This is a genomic window from Collinsella sp. HCP3S3_E5, from assembly GCF_052067635.1.
Lineage (GTDB): Bacteria > Actinomycetota > Coriobacteriia > Coriobacteriales > Coriobacteriaceae > Collinsella.
This window is the reverse complement of sequence record NZ_JBQHQF010000013.1, coordinates 26,245-43,035: the sequence shown is the minus strand read 5'-3', so window position 1 is coordinate 43,035 and position 16,791 is coordinate 26,245. Positions and strand designations below refer to the sequence as shown.

Genomic DNA, 16,791 nt, shown 5'->3' with positions numbered 1-16,791 from the left:
CGATGAGCGAAGATTTGAAGATGGAAAATCCGGTTGTGCAACAGTCTTTGATGGATTCCTCCACCGAGACCCGCGAGCCATCGGAACAGGCTGCGCTGCGCGTTGCGGAGCAGGAAGATTCCAGGAAGCTTAGCGAGATTGAAGCTCGAGAGCTCGAGCTCGCCAAGAAGGCAGCAGAGCTTGACGCCCGTGAAAGGCAGATGGCTTTGGCTGAAAAGCAGATGGAGGCAGAGATTTCCGATCGAAAGGCGGAAGTCGAGGCTGAAGCCGCTCGCAAAACGCAGGAAGCAGATAGTGAGATCTTCCAGAGAAAGCAGGCCGCTATGGCTGATATCTCTGAAAAGAAGAGCTCCGCGCTTGCCGCGTTGGAGAAGGAGCTCTCCGATTTTCGTTCGAAGCGTCTAAAAGAAATCGAAGAGGCTGAAGAGTCTGAGCGTACCCGAATTCGCGAAAGCATCGCGAAGGAGCGTGAGAATTGGGATGACGAACGCTCGAAGAAGAGCGATCAGCTTGCCGCCGAGCGCGAAGAGATCGAGAAGCTTCGCGGCGTTCTTTCTGCTCAGATGGACGAGATCAACCGCCGAAATTCAGAGTTCCAAGACCGAGAGCGCGATTTGGAAGACATGGAAGAGCGTATGCGCGCTCGTGCAAAGAAACGTAGCGAACGCCTGGACCAGGAGGCTGAAGAGCTTGCGGCGGAATATCGAGCAACTGTGGATTCCGAGAAGGCGGCAATGGCTGATGAAAACGCTCGTCTTCGAGCAAGCCTGAAGACTCAAGAAGACCTTCTGTCTGCTTACAAAGAGCTCGAAGTCAGGCTCGGCGGCCAGACGCCCGAGAAGGTCCTTTCGGATCTGAATAGCAAGACGGAGGAAATTCGCACTCTGAGGGAAGAGCTTGCTTCGAGGCCCACTGACGAGCTTCGTGATCGTTACGAGACCATTGCTAGGGCGATGCAGTCGAAAGACGCCGTCATTGAAGATTTGCAGCGCAAGGTTGAGGCTGCGGCGCAGGCAACCGCTGCCGTAGCTGACCTCAAGAGGCAGATTCAAGAAGCAAAGGAGCAAAGCGCCGCCAGCGAACGCCTTGCTCGCATTCGCGAAACCTCAGCCAAGCTGGCGACCGCCGAGCTTGAGAAGCTCCAAGCTGACTTCGATCGCCTCTACGGAACTCCTGCCGGCGAGGACGAGCGCAGGGAAGAGATTGAGATGCCTTACATCCTGCGTGCAAACGCAAGGCCTGCTGAAACCGCTCCCGACGTCAACGAGCTCGAGTGGCTTAATGGCATTTATCAGGCATGCGAGGATTACGGCCTCCACTTCAATAAGCGCCTCCTCACCGCATTCCACACGTCCCTCAAGACTGCGGAATGGGCACCCCTAACTGTCCTTGCAGGTGTTTCCGGCACCGGCAAGTCTGAACTGCCGCGCCTGTACTCCCACTTCGGCGGCCTGTACTTCGCACCGGTTTCAGTCCAGCCCAACTGGGACAGCCAGGAGTCGATGCTCGGCTTCTTCAACTCAATCGACAATCGTTTCGATGCTCAGCCCGTCTTGAACTTCCTCGCCCAGACTCAGAAGGATTGGGAGCCCGAGGCGGATGGCTACCCTGGCCTTAGGGATGCGATGAGCTTGGTGCTGCTTGACGAGATGAACCTAGCCCATCCTGAACTCTATTTTGCAGAGTTCCTCAGTAAGCTTGAGCTTCGTCGTGGAACCAGGCAGAACTTGCCTCAACTTGATGTGAAAATCGGATCAGGCATGAAGCCTTATAAGCTTCCTCTGGGCAGAAATGTTCTCTGGGTTGGCACCATGAACCAGGATGAGACGACGAAGTCCCTCTCTGACAAGGTTCTTGACCGTTCCATCGTTATGAACTTCCCGCGTCCGACCGAGCTTAAGCGTCGCCAAGTTTTGAGGCCCCTCGACGAGAGCAATCGTGGCGCCATTCTCAGCAAACGTACGTGGGGCAGCTGGTGTCAGATGAAATCGACTTTCACGGATGAAGAGATTCGTCCGTATAAGGAATTCGTCGAAGAGATGAATGCGTCTCTCGGCGTCGCCGGCCGAGCCATAGGTCATCGTGTGTGGCAGTCCGTTGAGTACTACATGTCCAACTATCCCGAGGTTCTTGCTGCGGCTGACAACGCGGCCAAAGCTAAGGCAATGCATATCGCCTTCGAGGACCAACTTGTCCAAAAGGTCATGCCAAAGCTGCGAGGCATCGATACCCGCGGTAAGAGCAAGACCGAGTGCCTGGACAGGATCCGCGAACAACTTATTACCGGCGCAGACGGCGAGGGCTTTGACCTGATTGAGGACTTCGACCAGGCATGCGAGCTCGGCTACGGTCAGTTTATTTGGTCTTCTGCAAACTACCTCAAGGAAGACGACGACAACATTGAAACCGCCTAACATCAAGGACTGTTGATGAATCTAGAGGAACTGTACAAATCGTTTAGCACAAACAAGGACAGCAAGGAGCTGCTGCTTCAGTCCCATTGGTTTGCGTCCTTTGCCGACTTCGACCCGAAGACCGGCGAGACGTTGCCCATGTCCTTGAATAAGGCGCTTAATCGCATTGCGAACAGGCAACCGTCAAAGGTGCTGAAGGATCGCCTCTGGCTTCTTACCGACCATAGCGAGCAAGCCGCGCGAAGACTCATGAAAGCCCTGAGCGAAGAACCCAGACGAGAATCCGCATATTTGCCGATTCGAGATGTGCGCGAGCTTGATACCGCAAGCTTTATTGCGCTTTCTCGTCGTCCTGGAAGAAACATCAGGGAAAAGCTTGCTGACAAACCATACATGCAGGCAGTTAGACACTTCCAGTCTATCGACGTACCAGAAAACAGGCTCCTGAAGACCTACTTGATGACCCTTGCAGATGCGCTGGAGCTAAGAAAAAAGTATTTGAAGGACAGGCAAACGGAGGACCTACTCCAAACCATCTATCGTTGGCTCAACGAGGACGGAATCAGGGAGATTGCCCGCTGGGAGAACCTGGCGCCGAACAACACACTCCTATCGCATCGTGACTATCGCCGTGTGTGGAATTCGTGGCGTTGGTTGCAGTCAATTGAAGAAGACATTGAAAACGATTTTGCGAATTTGCAGAAACGCAGGGATCTTCGCACGAAGTGGGATGGTCTGGCTAAGCGCTATGCAAGCGGCAACACCGTTTATGCCGACATGCCGCTTTTCGTTGACTTTAATGCCTTCGATATCGTGCCTTGGGACGAAACTCTCCCATGTATTCAGGCAGCCGGTATCTCGCATGATAAGGAATTCTTTGAAACTAACGAACCGGTTTGCCTCGACCTTACACAGCTTCATCCTGTGTATGCAACGCCATCCCAGGAAGGCAAGCTTACCGACAGCTTCTTCTGGCAGCGATGGAATAACGGTGACGAAGCCGTTGATCTTGAGCTTTTTGATTCTGATGCCGTTTACGCAGGCGAGGGCTCTGTCACCGTCACATGCAGCGATATGTTCTTCTATAGGGGAAAGCAGATTCCTGAGGTGCTAAACCAAGCGTCTCGATCATTCAGCCTCAGACTAAGGGAGCATTTCCGAAACGGAAAACTAATTTGGCTCACGCCAGACTCAATGAACGACTTCGAACTGGATCTTGTTCGAAGGAATATCAATTCTGGTTTCTCGCAGGCTGAGCCGCTTCCGTGCGCCGTTGCTGCTGTAGTCAAGCACATTGACTATTCAAAGATCAGCCGCGATGGATACAGGGTTGCCGTCGTGGAACGCATTAACGGCAAGGCTTTCCTCACCGAAATGGTCGCTCGTTACGATGCTGATTTGAGAAAAGAACTTCCTGAGACTCATGGCTATATCTGGGAAAAGGGCTTTTCAGAACTGATTAGCAGTGACGTTGAGGTTGACTCCGTCAATATGGGCATTTATATGCTTGGAAGAAGTGGCGAGTGGACGAGAAATTGCAACCCTTATGGCGTTGCGCACAAAGATGATCGCGACCAAATCCTGTCTCTTGATGGCTTCGATTGCGCTATTTGGCTCAATGGAAGGCCTGTATCTGGTGGCATCAAACTTTATCAGCTTCAGCGCCAGGTAAAAGATATTCCTCTGTGGCGATACAGAATCCCTGAACTCATGACCAAGGTCATGATGAATGGCTTCTATCAGCCATTCTATTTTGTTGGCAAGGATGTCACGGTCCAGCCCGTTCGAGGAAAAGCCGTGAGGATTCCTGTACCTCAGGAGTTCACGTTGCCTATGGGAAAGAAAGCATATCGTTTGCCTTTGCTGCAGGGCGCTAACGAAGAAGCGCTGGAATACGAAGCTAAGCTTGTATCTAAGGATTTCCCATATTCCGAGGATGTTAAATGCCGCCTGATCATGACATATACCTATGGTGCCGATGATCCATACAAGCTCGTGTTCGAGCCTAGGGACAAACGCTATCGCAAGGTAAATGTAATCTGGCAGCTCAAGGAGGACGTCGTAATCGACGATGCCCCTGCACCAGGCTATCCTGAATCTGAGGGATGGCCCGGAATTCTGCGACACTACAACCCAGTGAGACAGGAATACAGCGATTTGACCGAGTGGGCTTTGAGCTCGACAAGGAAATTGCTAGATATCGTTTCTCCCATAAACGCCTCCATTGTGAGCGGCCCGGTAAAAATCGGATGGAAACGCGATAAGAATGGTAAGCAATTTACTTTTGTGACTAATCCAAACGGGAAGGACTATTTCATTCACGAGAACAGTTTGGCGCATGGCGTTGACTCATCGAAGATTTCTGAAGGAGATACCCTTTATTTCTTTACGGAGAAGAAGGGTGATAAAGTCGTCACTAAGCACGTTGCCCCAAGAGAAGAATGGTCAAGAGAGGATGTTGCGTTTAACGTCTCTCAGAATGCGTCCAAATATATTCACTCAGCCATGTATGTACCTTTCATTCGCATCTGGGCCGATGGGCGCTCTTGCATCGACTCCGAATGCCCGACACTGTTCAGAAACGAAATTGGAGACGTCATCACTAGGCTCTACAACTTGACCATGACAAGCAATGTCTCTGATTGGCTTAAGCGCGATGTCGTTTTTCTAATGTGCTGCATGGGTAAGGATATGCCTACCATTGTAAACCGCTACGTTATTAGCATGGCAAACAGCAAGAAACTTGATGAACAATCTCTGGGTTTTGCTTTAGGAAATCTTTCCGAAGGTTGGCAGAAAGAGCTATTTAAAGCAGTCATTGCGCAGAACAATGGTTTTACGTTAAGAACGTTTGCGCATGCAATTTGGAGAAGCGAGGGCTTTGTTCACGTCTTTTCGTATGGAGAACTCCAGGAAATCCTTGATTGTCTAATGGCAAAGGTTTGGAAAAACACAGAGGAGCTATGCGCAGACAAAGATCCCAACAAGCGCAAGAGGAATGTGGCGCATATGACTCGCTATCTAGAACTCCTAATGGGCTTGCTCAGGACCAGAGAATCCAGCGATGAAAGCATCAGAATGCTGTTGCAACCTGGACAAGACCGCACTGTCAAGTTCTCCGAGTCCGTAAACCTATTGATTGCTGATGCGGTTAGCAGAGGCGATGACTATTTTTCAAGACTCAAACTCGATATTTCCACAAGGGCCAGCGATGACAGAACGCCAGACCTTCTGTATGCACTGAGGGTGTATCTTGAAGGTGATATGGCGGCTAGTGCAATCCGTGTCACCGGTGTTGCAGAGGACGATGAGTAAGTAGTTGTTCTGATTGAACATGATATGCATTTTTCTTGTGATGCGATAACGCACGCAGGCGTGTTTCATGCTGATGAGGTGTTGGGGAGCGTCATTCTTGAACGGGCTCTTGGGGATGTTCGCATCGCGAGAGTCAATGAAGTCTCGAAGAACTGCAAGGATGACGCCGTCGTTTTTGATATCGGATACGGCGAGTTCGACCACCATCAACCTGGGGGCAACGGCGCACGCGATAACGGAATTCCATATGCATCCGCTGGCTTGCTATGGAAGCATTTTGGCCCTGGTATTGTTGGGCAATCATCTGACCCTGAATGGCTTTGGAACTACGTTGATGAAACGCTTGTCCAAGGTGTTGACGCTTGGGATAACGGCACTGTTGCCTTCGTCGGCGATATGAGCAAGGCCTATACGTTTAGCAAAATGATTGCTGGCTTCAATCCAGAGTGGAACAGTACCGAATCGTCGGATGACGCTTTTCTTATGGCCGTCGAATTCGCCCGACAAGTTTTCGACAACGTTTTCAAACATGGCATTGCTCTGTTGAGCTCGAGACAGCTTGTTGAAGAGGCGATCAAAACTTCAAGCGACGGCATCATGCAGCTATGCAAGCCCCTTCCATGGAAGGATGCACTGTTTACGTCTAGGAACGTGAAAGCATCGGAGATTCTTTTTGTGGTTTATCCCAGCGATCGAGGAGGGTACTGCTGGCAGGCGGTGCAGGAAAGACCTGGTAGCCTTACGCAAAGGGTTAACGCTCCATCGAAGTGGTGGGGCTTGTCCGGAAAAGAACTGCAAGATGCGACGGGCGTGTCTGACGCCATTTTCTGCCATAGGACCGGCTTTACGGGAAGCGCCGAATCCCTCGAGGGCGCCATCGCGATCGCGAGTGATCGTTAGCGGAATTTTAGATAGAGCGTTTCTCCGTCTTTTCGCCAGGAGAATTTATTGCCGAACTTGTCGCATAGGCCTTGGTAGAAGGGCTTTGTCTTATCAAGCCCCAGTGCTTCTTTGCTAAGCTGCTTCTTCTCTTCCTGATTGCACCACTGGTTGAATTCGCTAAACACAACCTCACGTGCGCTTCCGGCAAACTTCATGAGCAGGAGTTGTAGTTCCATTACACTGGCAACAGCTCCTGAACTATCATCCGATTTGGTCGAATAAGCTGCCTTGGGGGCAGATGCCGGCTTGCCCGAATCTGCTGTCTTCGCCTTTTCATAGGCGGAGTTCCATGCAATTTGATCGTATGGGCTAGGCTCCTTGATGCATTTCAGCGCAGTTAGGATGTCTGATTTGAGCTGATGGATGTCGATTCTGCCACCAATCTCCTTGCCAAGATAAACGCAGGAGAACTTGTAGGGCAGAGAATCTTGCGTTGAGTCGACATGCATAATCTTGTTACGGGTGCCATGCAGGTATTTGTACCAAGTCATAATTGTGTGGAGCTGGCCGGCCTTCTGTTCGTTGATTGTGAAGTAATCGTTGTAGTCGGGGCCATACTTCGGCTTCTCAAAGAAATAGAGCGTCTTATATGGGTACTTGCTGCTGTTGCCAACACTGCATTTGGTACCAAGGTCCACGGCAATCTCATGCTGCTTTTCAGGGCCGAGATTATTGAAATAGCCCGTTGGAGTAAAGAAGCCGAAGTGGAGCAAGCATTCGGAAATCTTCTCTCTATAAATGCACATTGCCTGCTGAATCATTTGGTGGTTAACGCACCAAATGATTGCGTTGGTGATAAGCCTGTCGTTGTCATCGGTTTCGGGGATGAACTTCTTCTGCATCGTGGGAATAAGGCTATGAAGCAAAAGCTCTCCACGAATAATCGTATAGCTCAAGCGTGCTTTTTCGAGGCCTTCCCTCAGCTCTTCAAGGTTGTTGGTGCACAGGTCAATGGGAAGCCCTGCTTCACGGATGTTATCCAGGGCCTCATCCAGAGTCCATTCACTGATCCATCCGTCGGGGTCGTCAAGGGCGTTAATTGCATCGGAGACGAGCTCAAAGTTCTTCTTGCGTTCGTTCAGAGCGGTGTCAACGGTAGACATGGCCTTCTGCACGGCCTTTACGCGGACGTCGATATCGTCAACCTGACAGACGGCGAGCGCATCGGAGAATGCCTCCATCTTCTTGCAGAGGTCGAGCGTCTCATTTGAAACAAACTTTTTGTTTTCAAAGAACGCGCATAGCTGATCCGCGCGACCGTAACTCGTGAAGGAATCGACTGCATTGATGAGGTCGACAAGGCCGAAGGTCGAGTTCTGGCTGACGATCTGCCTGTCCTCGTAATTGGCGTAAACCACGTCTCCGGTTGTGTTGCTCGAAGATTGCATTTCGAGCAGCTGAATCGCAAGAGTCTGCAAGATGACGGCATCGCGGCGACCACCGGTAATATCGATGGATACCTCGTAAGTACCGTCAAGATACTCATTCAGCGTGGGAAGGGAGTCCGCCGGGCGAGAAGGGATGTAAGGCACGGGATTGAATGCGGGGAGCGGGATGTTGTTTTCGCGACAGAATTCCGCTATGCGCTCAACGAAGAACGACTCTGCCGAAATCCGCTCATCCGTGTTGTTGTCAAAGGTTTTAATCCCTTCCAGTGCGCTTGCAGGCACGGTGGCGTCAAAGCACTTATTAGAGCAGAGATATATGATCTCGCTAATCTCGCAACCTTTATCGTGAGCTTTCTGGATGAGGCTTTTTACGGGAGCCTCATTTGCCTGGATGCCTGCAAAAGTCTTTTTCTGATCTTGGGAGTAGTAGCCTTCTTCTTTGGGCAGCGAGTAGCTCCCGTCGTCGTTCTTGACGGGGAACATTCGATTTAGAACGCAGAGAATCACATTGCTCTTCAATTTAGACTCCAAAACCAAGCTCAGCACTATCAGATAAATTATATTTCAGCTGGGTTTGCATAACTGGAGCAGGTCAAAAGGGTAAAAGATACCCCCGATTCCAGGTGGAAATCGGGGGTATCTCCTTCAATTTATTCCCCCAAGTTGCTAGGGGCTTTGCGTTTCTCCCGTACGCTGCGACACTCTACGATACGCCGCGGATGGCTTTGTCCGACAAAAACTGGGGTCGGCTATTCCCACTCAATGGTCGCGGGCGGCTTGGACGTGATGTCATAGCACACGCGGTTGGCGCCGGGGACCTCGGCAACGATGCGGCCGGAAATGCGGGCCAGCACATCGTAGGGCAGCTTGGCCCAGTCGGCGGTCATGGCATCACTGGATTCGACGGCACGCAGGATGATCGGGCGCTGATAGGTGCGCTCGTCGCCCATAACGCCAACGGACTTGATGTCGGGCAGGACCGCGAAATACTGCCAGCAGCTGTGCTCGGAGTTGCGCTCGCCGGTCTGCTCAAACAGGCGCTGGTTGTAGGCGTCGAGCTCCTCGCGCACGATGGCATCGGCGTTTTTGAGGATCTCGAGCTTCTCCTTGTCGACCGCACCGATGATGCGGATGGCCAGACCCGGGCCCGGGAAAGGCTGACGGAACACGATATGACCCGGCAGGCCCAGTGCCAGACCAAGCGCGCGGACCTCGTCCTTAAAGAAGTGATCAAGCGGCTCAATGAGGTCGAAGTGTACGCCCTCGGGGAACGGGATCAGGTTGTGATGGCTCTTGATGGTGGCCGTCTTGCCGCCCGTCTTGCGAGCGCCGGACTCGATGATGTCGGGGTAGATGGTGCCCTGAGCCAGATACTTGACCGGCTTGCCATCGGTCTCGAGCTGCTGCGCCACGGCGAAGAACTCTTTCCAGAACTGAGTACCGATGATGCGGCGCTTCTCCTCGGGCTCGGTCACGCCGGCCAGAAGCTCGGCATAACGGTCCTCGGCGTGAACGTGGATAAAGTCGACATCGAACTGCTTGGTGAAGACCTCCTCCACCTGCTCGGGCTCGCCCTTGCGCAGCAGGCCGTGGTTGATGAACACACAGGTCATCTGCTTGCCCACGGCGCGAGCGCCCAGCGCAGCCACGACGGAGGAGTCGACGCCACCGGACAGGGCCAGAATCACGCGGTCGTCGCCGACCTTCTCGCGGAACTCGGCCGTCATGGTCTCGACCAGGTTGTCCATGCTCCAGTTGGGCTCCAGACCGCAGATCTCAAACAGGAAGTTGCTCAGCAGCTGCTGACCGTACTCGGAGTGCTTGACCTCGGGGTGGAACTGCGTGGTGAAAATCTTGCGCTCGGGGCACTCCATGGCGGCAACCGGGCACACGTCGGTGCTGGCGGTAACGGTAAAGCCCTCGGGCGCCTCGGACACGGCGTCGCGGTGGCTCATCCACACGGTTTGCTGCATGGGCGTGGAGTTAAAGAGCTTGGCGCCGGCAGTGCGCGTAATAGTGGCGCGGCCGTACTCGCCCACCTCTGAGTGGCCGACCTTGCCGCCGAGCGTCACGGCCGTGATCTGATGGCCGTAGCAGAAGCCCAGGACGGGAAGGCCCAGGTCAAAGATGGCAGGATCGATGGACGGAGCGTCCTCGGCATACACGGAGGCCGGGCCGCCGGAAAGGATGAGCGCAGAGGCGTTCATCTCGCGAATCTCATCGGCCGAGATGTCGCAGGGAACAATCTCGGAATACACGTTGAGGTCGCGGACGCGACGGGCAATGAGCTGACCGTACTGCGCACCAAAGTCGAGTACGAGGACCTTTGCGGAAGCCTTTTGATCCATGGTTTCCCCCTCTTGTTGGCGGGGAGCCGATGCCCACCCGCGCGAATAAACGAAAATAACCTCCATAGTGTACACGTTATATGGGGTTTCTCGCCCCTCGCAGCCATCAGCGCACGGCAAACGCACGACCAGGGCCCCTATTTGACGGCAATTGAAGTGTTACCAAACGTTACAGATGATGTAATACGTTTGAACATTGGACGCCCTGTGCCACAATACTGCCGAACGACTCCGCCTCTGGGGCGGCAAATACGATAGGAACACCAACATGAAGCGCATCCTTCTCATCGCCACGGGCGGCACCATCGCATCGACCGAGGACGGCAACGGCCTCTCCCCCGCCCTGACCGGTGAGGAGCTCGCCCAGAGCGTCCCCGAGATCTCGGGCCTCTGCGAGCTCGACGTCGTGCAGCCCATGAACATCGACAGCACCAATATGCGTCCCAGTGACTGGATGCGGATCCGCGACGTCATCGTCGAGGGTTATGCTGACCACGACGGCTTCGTGATTCTGCACGGCACCGACACCATGAGCTACACCGCGGCGGCGCTTTCTTACCTGATTCAGGACAGCCCCAAGCCCATCGTGCTCACCGGCTCGCAAAAGCCCATGGGCAACCCCTTTACCGATGCCAAACTCAATCTGTACCAGAGCCTGCTCTATGCGCTCGACGAGCATTCGCACGACGTCTCAATCGTGTTTGGCGGCGTGGCCATCGCCGGCACGCGCGCCCGCAAGCAGCGCACCATGAGCTTTAACGCGTTCATCAGCGTCAACTATCCGCCCATTGTCTACATCCGCAACGACCGCATCGTACGCAACGGGCTCCACGGCACCCACCAGAATGAGAGCCCGGTTCGTTTCTACGACCGTATCGACCCGCGCGTGTTTGTCCTTAAGCTCACGCCCGGCGTGAATCCAGGCATATTGGACGCCCTGACCGATAGCTACGACGCCGTAATTCTGGAGACCTTTGGCATTGGCGGTATTCCCGAGTTTGGTGAGTCGGGCGAGTCGTTCCAAGAAGCAATTTTCCGCTGGGTCGATTCGGGTCGCACCGTCGTTATGACCACACAGGTCCCCGAAGAGGGCCTCGATCTGGGTGTTTATGAGGTCGGCCGTGCCTACGCCGACCATCCGGGTATTTTGCGCGGCGACGATATGACCACCGAAACGCTCGTGGCCAAGACCATGTGGGCGCTCGGCCAGTCACGTGATGCGGCCGAAATTCAGCGCCTGTTCTACAGCCAAGTCAACCATGACCGCATCCCGATGGTGTAGCTAAAACAAAATCCGCCTCTTTGGGCCTTGTAGGGCACGTGGTACCTCTCGGAACGTGCAAAAAGCGGAGTTTTCAGCACCCGCCCCTTCCGGAAACGTTAAAACCGCTAGCTGTAAATCGCTTTTCGGTTCGATAGGCTCGTCCCACGCGTCTATTATTCCTCATAATAATGAATTTTGTGGATAATCCAAAACAGCAAGCATCGTATTTGCGCCTTCGGTTGCTGCCAATTTATTGAGGGATGCTGAATACTCGGGTTTTTGCACGCCGCCGTCGGGGGGACCCGTTCAGCAAACGACAAATCTAGCAAAAACGCCTACTCAATGCCCTCGAGAAGCTCTGACACCGTCATGCCAAGCGCGGGCGCAAGTTTAAATAAAATCTCGAGCGTGCTGTTTGCCGTTCCGCTTTCGATTTGATCGAGATAAGGTCGGCTGATACCAACCGCCACGCAAAAATCGACCTTGGAGATACCAAGGGCCTTGCGCGTCCGCTCGACTCGCTCGCCAAGAATCTGTTTCGCATGTTCGTTCATGCAGACGAGTTTGAAATGGAGCAAAACAAAAACGTAAACTATAGTTTACGTTTTGCCCAATATACAGGAGTTTTCTATGTCGGGTTCTTCGGTCCGCATGTACCGAGCCACGCTTCGCACAAACAGCGCACCGCCCAAGCTCGTCGTCGTTGAAGCAGAATGCCTTTCTCCCGATGAGCGCACAGCATTTGCATTGCTATCAAGTCGCGTCGCCGCCGTTTTGGTCCCTTGCCCGGCGCAAGGTGAACTTGCCATCCAATGCCAAGCGCACGGCTGCTCACTCAATCAGGCTGCCGTAATCGCAACCAGCCAGTGTGGCCTGCCCCTTCTCTTGGAAGCCGGTATCGCGCTCTGCCTTCACGGTGCCGGATACGAAAACGAGGCCGCCGCCGATGTGGTCTTTCAACCACGATCGAGCGGCGGCCTCGCAGCAGCCATCGAATATGCTTGCAGGCTCGTTGCCTAAAGGCGCAAGCTAAAAGCCCAGGCCAAAGCCTGTGCCGGTAATCGCCGAATACATAAAGTAGACGTTAATTACGTTGAGGAATACGCCCGTGATGCAGCCGTTTCGCAGGTAGCGCTCGCACACGATGCGCGCCATGGCGGCGGAGTCCTCATTGTTCTTGGCCTGGCGTCCCGCCGTAAAGTACGTCGCCACGCTCAGCAGCAGGTTGAGTACCGGCAATGCCAGCAGCTCGTAGCTCTTGCCCCAGCGCGTCACCTCACCGGCTGCGTTAAACTTTGTTGCCACCTCGGGACCAATGTTGGGGATTACAAACGCTGCGACCACCAGCGGAAGCACTGCAAGCACCAGCAGCGCGATGCCCATGTAGCCAGCTTTTTTTCCATATTTAAACATGCTCGCCGTCCTTACACGTTAAAGCGGAAGTGCACGACGTCGCCATCGGCCATGACATACTCTTTGCCCTCGATGCGCAGCTTGCCTGCAGCCTTGGCGCCTTGCTCGCCACCGAGCTCGATGTAGTCGTCATAGCCAATGACCTCGGCCTTAATAAAGCCGCGCTCAAAGTCGGTATGGATGACACCGGCGGCCTGCGGGGCGGTCGCGCCCTGACGCACCGTCCAGGCCTTGACCTCCATCTCGCCAGCCGTAAAGAACGACTGCAGACCGAGCAGCTTGTAGGCTGCCTGCGCGAGCACGTCCAGGCCGGGCTGCTCCAGGCCCAGGCTCTCCAGGTAGTCGGCCGCATCCTCGGGATCGAGCTCGGAAAGCTCGGCCTCGATCTTGGCGCAGATCGGCAGCGGCTTGACGCCATCGATGGGCGCCAGGTCCTCGTTGAGCATGTCCTCGTCCACGTTGGCCACATACAAGATGGGCTTCATGGTGAGTAGGAACAGGCCCTTGGCAGCGGCGCGCTCCTCGTCGGTCATCTCCATGGACGCGGCGCGCTTGCCCTCGTTGAGCCAGGCGAGCAGGCGCTTGGCGACCTCAAACTTGGGCATGAGCTCCTTGTCGCGCTTGGCCTCCTTCTCGAGCTTAGGCAGCTGCTTCTCGAGCGTGCCCATGTCGGCCAGGATAAGCTCGGTCATGATGGTGTCGGCATCGCCGGCGGGATCGACGAACTCGCCCGTGCGACCCACCTCACGCATGACGTTGGGATCCTTAAAATAGCGCACGACCTCGCAGATAGCGTCGGTCTCGCGAATGTTTGCCAAGAACTGGTTGCCCAGGCCCTCGCCCTCGTTGGCACCCTTCACCAGGCCCGCGATGTCGACAAACTCGACCGTAGCCGGCACAATGCGGCCAGGCTTGACGATGTCGGCGAGCTTTTGCAGGCGGCTATCGGGCACATCGACGATACCCACGTTGGGGTCGATTGTGGCGAACGGGTAGTTGGCGGCAAGGCCGGTCTTTTTGGTAAGCGCGGTGAACAGCGTCGACTTGCCCACGTTGGGCAGGCCCACGATACCGATGGAAAGGGACACGACAGCTCCTTTTGGTACTGGTACTTCAAACTGCATAAGTATAGCGCCGCCGCAGCATCCGGGCGAATCCGGACACCGCGGCGGCGCAAATGAAGCAAAGATTGGGGTAGCTGGCTAGTCCGCGAGCTTCTCCACCTGGTCGAGCATCTTGTCGAGCTTGGCCTTCGCCTCGGCTTTTACCTTTTGGGCCTCTTCGTGGGCTTTGGCCTTCTGAGCGGCCTTTTCCTCGGCTTCGGGGTCGACGACAACCAAGTTGGACGCATCGTGTTCGACCAGCTTGAGCGCATGTTCGGGACAAACCTTGACACAGGCGCCGCAGCCCAAGCAATACGTGGACTCCAACGCGAAGCGGCCGCTTCCCACCAAATCGCAGGCGAACGTGGGGCATACATTGACGCACTCGCCACACGACGTGCACTTGTCAAAATCGCACTCCGGCGTGCTCACCTGCATGTTCTGGGCAAGCTCGGGATGGTTCTGCAGTGTCGAAAGCACCAGCTGCCGCCCATGCGTGAGCGAACGGCGACGCTTTGCCGTCGTGGTGCCGCACATGGTGTTGAGCGTGCGCTCCAGCTGGGTAATCTGATGGCGATGGGCCTTCAACTTCTGCGTCACCGAGGCCAGAGCCGCCGTCGCCGGGTTGAGCTTGGTCACCGTCAGACCCGTCGTGCGGGCAATCTTTTCCATGTACTCCTTGCGCTCGTACTCGCGAAGCTTATGGCACTTGAGGCTCTTGGGGTCGACCTCCAGGCCCATACCCGTGCCAGACCACTCCTCAGCCTTCGCAATCGCTTCGCCCAGGATATCCTCGCCGCCGGTGTTGCGGCATTTATCGCACACGCCCAGGGGCAGGTACACACTCACGTTGGGATAGTCCGCCAGTACCGAGAACCAGGTCTCGGCCGTAATATCTCCCACGCAGGCAACGACGACCTCGTTCTCGCGCGGCATGCGCTTGAGGGCGCGTGTGCAGGTGACGTAGGCGGTCTCGTGGCTCGTTGCCGCCGAGACAATGTCGTCATACAGGTTTTTGGGCGCCAGGCGCGGCGAGATGATTGCCTCGGTCGGACAGGCAGCGGCGCACAGGCCGCACTTGCGGCAGGAGTCGAGAATCTCGATGGAGTCTTCCTCGACCTCGATAGCGTTGACCGGGCACACATCCATGCACGCGGAGCAGCCACTCTTTTCGTTTTTGCAGGTCAGGCACGGAATGGTGTTGCCGCGCGGACGCTCCTTGTAGTCGGCAGGATTCCACTGCGGCGCCGACGGATCGAGCGCATCGGTCACACCGCCAAGCGGGTTTTTAAGAAAGTCGAAACCCTTGCTAATCTCGATAATGTCATCAAACAGATCGTGTTCCTGCGCCATGCGCGGCCCCTCCCTGAGCAGTGCAAACAAGCAAGAGATAATGATACGCCATCGACCCACGCCTCGGGCAAATTACATGCGGCGCATCTTTGAGACAAATAGCCTACGGCCTATCGCCGCCTCGATTGCACAAGGTCAATCAAGCGCCAAGCTATGCCTCGCACATGAGCTGCACGAGCTTTTGTTTGGTCACCTTGGCCTGTTCGTTAGCCATATTGCGCTCGTTCTTAAAAGTTGCGTCCGCAACGCTCAGCAGGTCGGCATCGGAAATCTCACCAAGGCCCAGCTCCTCGAGTGTCGTCGGCAGACCCACGCGCTGGCAAAACTCGAGCACCTGATCAAGCTCGGGCGCGCGCTCCAAACGAAGCTGCACCACCAGGCCAAATGCCACGGCCTCACCGTGCATGGCCTTGCACTCGGGCAGAATCGTCAGGCCGTTGGCAATGGCATGCGCCAACGCCAAGCCACCGCTCTCAAAGCCGACGCCCGAGAGTAGGATATTGCACTCGATCAGGCGCTCAACCGCCGGCGATATACGACCCTTTTTAAGATCGCGCTTGGCAGCGACGCCGCACTCCATGAGTGTGTCATAGCAGGCACGAGCCACAACCAAGGCCAAGTGTCCCGACGCGCCACCGTGCTCGTTGGTACCGTGCGCCGCGGCGCACGAACGCGCCTCGAAGTACGTTGCCAGCGCGTCGCCCATACCAGCGACCGTCATACGCAGCGGAGCTGCCGCGACCACGTTGGTATCGACCACGACCAGGTCTGGATTCTTCTCGAGCATCAGATAGCGGTCGAACGACCCATCCTCGTGATACAGCACCGAAATCGCGCTGCACGGGCCGTCCATCGAAGCCGCCGTGGGGCATACGCACAACGGCAGTTCAGCATAAAACGCAACGGCCTTGGCGATGTCGAGCATCTTGCCACCACCGATGCCGACCACCATGTCGCAACACTCGGCCTGGGCTTCCTTGGCCATTTCGACAACGGCATCTTCCGTACACGGACCGTCATAAATCTTAAAGAACGGCTCGCTTAGATCTTCGTCCAGAAATCCATCGACGATCTGCCTGCACAGCCGATCCTCGGTGCCCTGGTCAAACAAGACATAGGCAGCGCAGCCCAACCATGACAAATATCTGCCCTGACGCGAAAGTTCGCCCGGCCCCTGAACATACCGGCCGGGACCGCCATAAACCATAGGAAGCGCCATACGAGAATCCGCCCTTCATCAAACAACGATTG

At 55.1% G+C, this 16,791-nt stretch carries 12 protein-coding genes; 5 read left to right on the top strand and 7 right to left on the bottom strand.

The window, feature by feature from the left end; translation table 11 throughout:
* The first annotated feature begins 2 nt into the window (after positions 1–2).
* Genes ACTM82_RS05470 through ACTM82_RS05460 form a run of 3 tightly spaced genes read left to right on the top strand, consistent with a single transcriptional unit; the run spans position 3 to position 6,629 of the window.
* Positions 3–2,414 carry a hypothetical protein gene (locus ACTM82_RS05470; RefSeq protein ID WP_441055136.1) on the top strand — a complete coding sequence of 804 codons (2,412 nt, stop codon included), beginning with the start codon at positions 3–5 and terminating at the stop codon, positions 2,412–2,414.
* Positions 2,415–2,429: 15 nt separating this feature from the next.
* A complete protein-coding gene (locus ACTM82_RS05465; protein WP_441055138.1) occupies positions 2,430–5,729 on the top strand; it encodes a hypothetical protein in 3,300 nt (1,099 codons plus the stop codon).
* A 24-nt stretch (positions 5,730–5,753) separates the two neighbouring features.
* Positions 5,754–6,629 (top strand): MYG1 family protein, encoded by an 876-nt coding sequence (locus ACTM82_RS05460; RefSeq protein ID WP_441055140.1) that lies wholly within the window; start codon positions 5,754–5,756, stop codon positions 6,627–6,629.
* Here ACTM82_RS05460 and ACTM82_RS05455 read toward each other — a convergent pair.
* Both ACTM82_RS05455 and guaA read right to left on the bottom strand, forming a co-directional pair.
* Positions 6,626–8,542 (bottom strand): hypothetical protein, encoded by a 1,917-nt coding sequence (locus ACTM82_RS05455; protein ID WP_441055142.1) that lies wholly within the window; start codon positions 8,540–8,542, stop codon positions 6,626–6,628. The two genes, ACTM82_RS05460 and ACTM82_RS05455, sit on opposite strands and share 4 nt — an antisense overlap.
* Positions 8,543–8,808: 266 nt before the next feature.
* Complete coding sequence (guaA, locus tag ACTM82_RS05450; RefSeq protein ID WP_441055144.1) at positions 8,809–10,407, bottom strand: glutamine-hydrolyzing GMP synthase; 1,599 nt, start codon at positions 10,405–10,407, stop codon at positions 8,809–8,811.
* Between the two features lie 268 nt (positions 10,408–10,675).
* Here guaA and ACTM82_RS05445 point away from each other — a divergent pair, with 268 nt between their 5' ends.
* Positions 10,676–11,689, top strand: a complete 1,014-nt coding sequence (locus ACTM82_RS05445) for an asparaginase (protein WP_441055146.1) — start codon at positions 10,676–10,678, stop codon at positions 11,687–11,689.
* 317 nt (positions 11,690–12,006) lie between these two features.
* Here ACTM82_RS05445 and ACTM82_RS05440 read toward each other — a convergent pair whose 3' ends face one another.
* Positions 12,007–12,225 (bottom strand): helix-turn-helix domain-containing protein, encoded by a 219-nt coding sequence (locus ACTM82_RS05440; protein WP_427719445.1) that lies wholly within the window; start codon positions 12,223–12,225, stop codon positions 12,007–12,009.
* A gap of 76 nt (positions 12,226–12,301) precedes the next feature.
* Here ACTM82_RS05440 and ACTM82_RS05435 point away from each other — a divergent pair, with 76 nt between their 5' ends.
* Positions 12,302–12,691: a hypothetical protein gene (locus tag ACTM82_RS05435; RefSeq protein ID WP_441055148.1), complete on the top strand. Its 390-nt coding sequence runs from the start codon at positions 12,302–12,304 to the stop codon at positions 12,689–12,691.
* A 9-nt stretch (positions 12,692–12,700) separates the two neighbouring features.
* Here ACTM82_RS05435 and ACTM82_RS05430 read toward each other — a convergent pair whose 3' ends face one another.
* The 4 genes from ACTM82_RS05430 to ACTM82_RS05415 all read right to left on the bottom strand — a co-directional run bounded on the left by ACTM82_RS05430 (position 12,701) and on the right by ACTM82_RS05415 (position 16,759).
* Positions 12,701–13,084, bottom strand: a complete 384-nt coding sequence (locus tag ACTM82_RS05430) for a DUF1648 domain-containing protein (protein WP_427719441.1) — start codon at positions 13,082–13,084, stop codon at positions 12,701–12,703.
* 11 nt (positions 13,085–13,095) lie between these two features.
* The gene (ychF, locus tag ACTM82_RS05425) at positions 13,096–14,172 is read right to left on the bottom strand and encodes a redox-regulated ATPase YchF (protein WP_441055150.1); all 1,077 of its coding nucleotides are present in this window, start codon (positions 14,170–14,172) and stop codon (positions 13,096–13,098) included.
* Between the two features lie 114 nt (positions 14,173–14,286).
* On the bottom strand, positions 14,287–15,540 hold the full coding sequence (locus ACTM82_RS05420) for a 4Fe-4S binding protein (protein WP_154517950.1): 1,254 nt from the start codon (positions 15,538–15,540) through the stop codon (positions 14,287–14,289).
* Between the two features lie 151 nt (positions 15,541–15,691).
* On the bottom strand, positions 15,692–16,759 hold the full coding sequence (locus ACTM82_RS05415; protein ID WP_441055152.1) for a glycerol dehydrogenase: 1,068 nt from the start codon (positions 16,757–16,759) through the stop codon (positions 15,692–15,694).
* Positions 16,760–16,791 lie beyond the last annotated feature (32 nt).

Excerpts from the sequence above, each read along its gene's own strand:
- ACTM82_RS05460 (WP_441055140.1), top strand. The coding sequence starts at position 5,754 with ATGCATTTTTCTTGTGATGCGATAACGCACGCAGGCGTGTTTCATGCT.
- ACTM82_RS05445 (WP_441055146.1), top strand. The coding sequence starts at position 10,676 with ATGAAGCGCATCCTTCTCATCGCCACGGGCGGCACCATCGCATCGACC.
- ACTM82_RS05420 (WP_154517950.1), bottom strand. The coding sequence starts at position 15,540 with ATGGCGCAGGAACACGATCTGTTTGATGACATTATCGAGATTAGCAAG.
- ACTM82_RS05440 (WP_427719445.1), bottom strand. The coding sequence starts at position 12,225 with ATGAACGAACATGCGAAACAGATTCTTGGCGAGCGAGTCGAGCGGACG.
- ACTM82_RS05435 (WP_441055148.1), top strand. The coding sequence starts at position 12,302 with ATGTCGGGTTCTTCGGTCCGCATGTACCGAGCCACGCTTCGCACAAAC.
- ACTM82_RS05455 (WP_441055142.1), bottom strand. The coding sequence starts at position 8,542 with ATGTTCCCCGTCAAGAACGACGACGGGAGCTACTCGCTGCCCAAAGAA.
- guaA (WP_441055144.1), bottom strand. The coding sequence starts at position 10,407 with ATGGATCAAAAGGCTTCCGCAAAGGTCCTCGTACTCGACTTTGGTGCG.
- ACTM82_RS05465 (WP_441055138.1), top strand. The coding sequence starts at position 2,430 with ATGAATCTAGAGGAACTGTACAAATCGTTTAGCACAAACAAGGACAGC.
- ACTM82_RS05470 (WP_441055136.1), top strand. The coding sequence starts at position 3 with ATGAGCGAAGATTTGAAGATGGAAAATCCGGTTGTGCAACAGTCTTTG.
- ACTM82_RS05430 (WP_427719441.1), bottom strand. The coding sequence starts at position 13,084 with ATGTTTAAATATGGAAAAAAAGCTGGCTACATGGGCATCGCGCTGCTG.
- ACTM82_RS05415 (WP_441055152.1), bottom strand. The coding sequence starts at position 16,759 with ATGGCGCTTCCTATGGTTTATGGCGGTCCCGGCCGGTATGTTCAGGGG.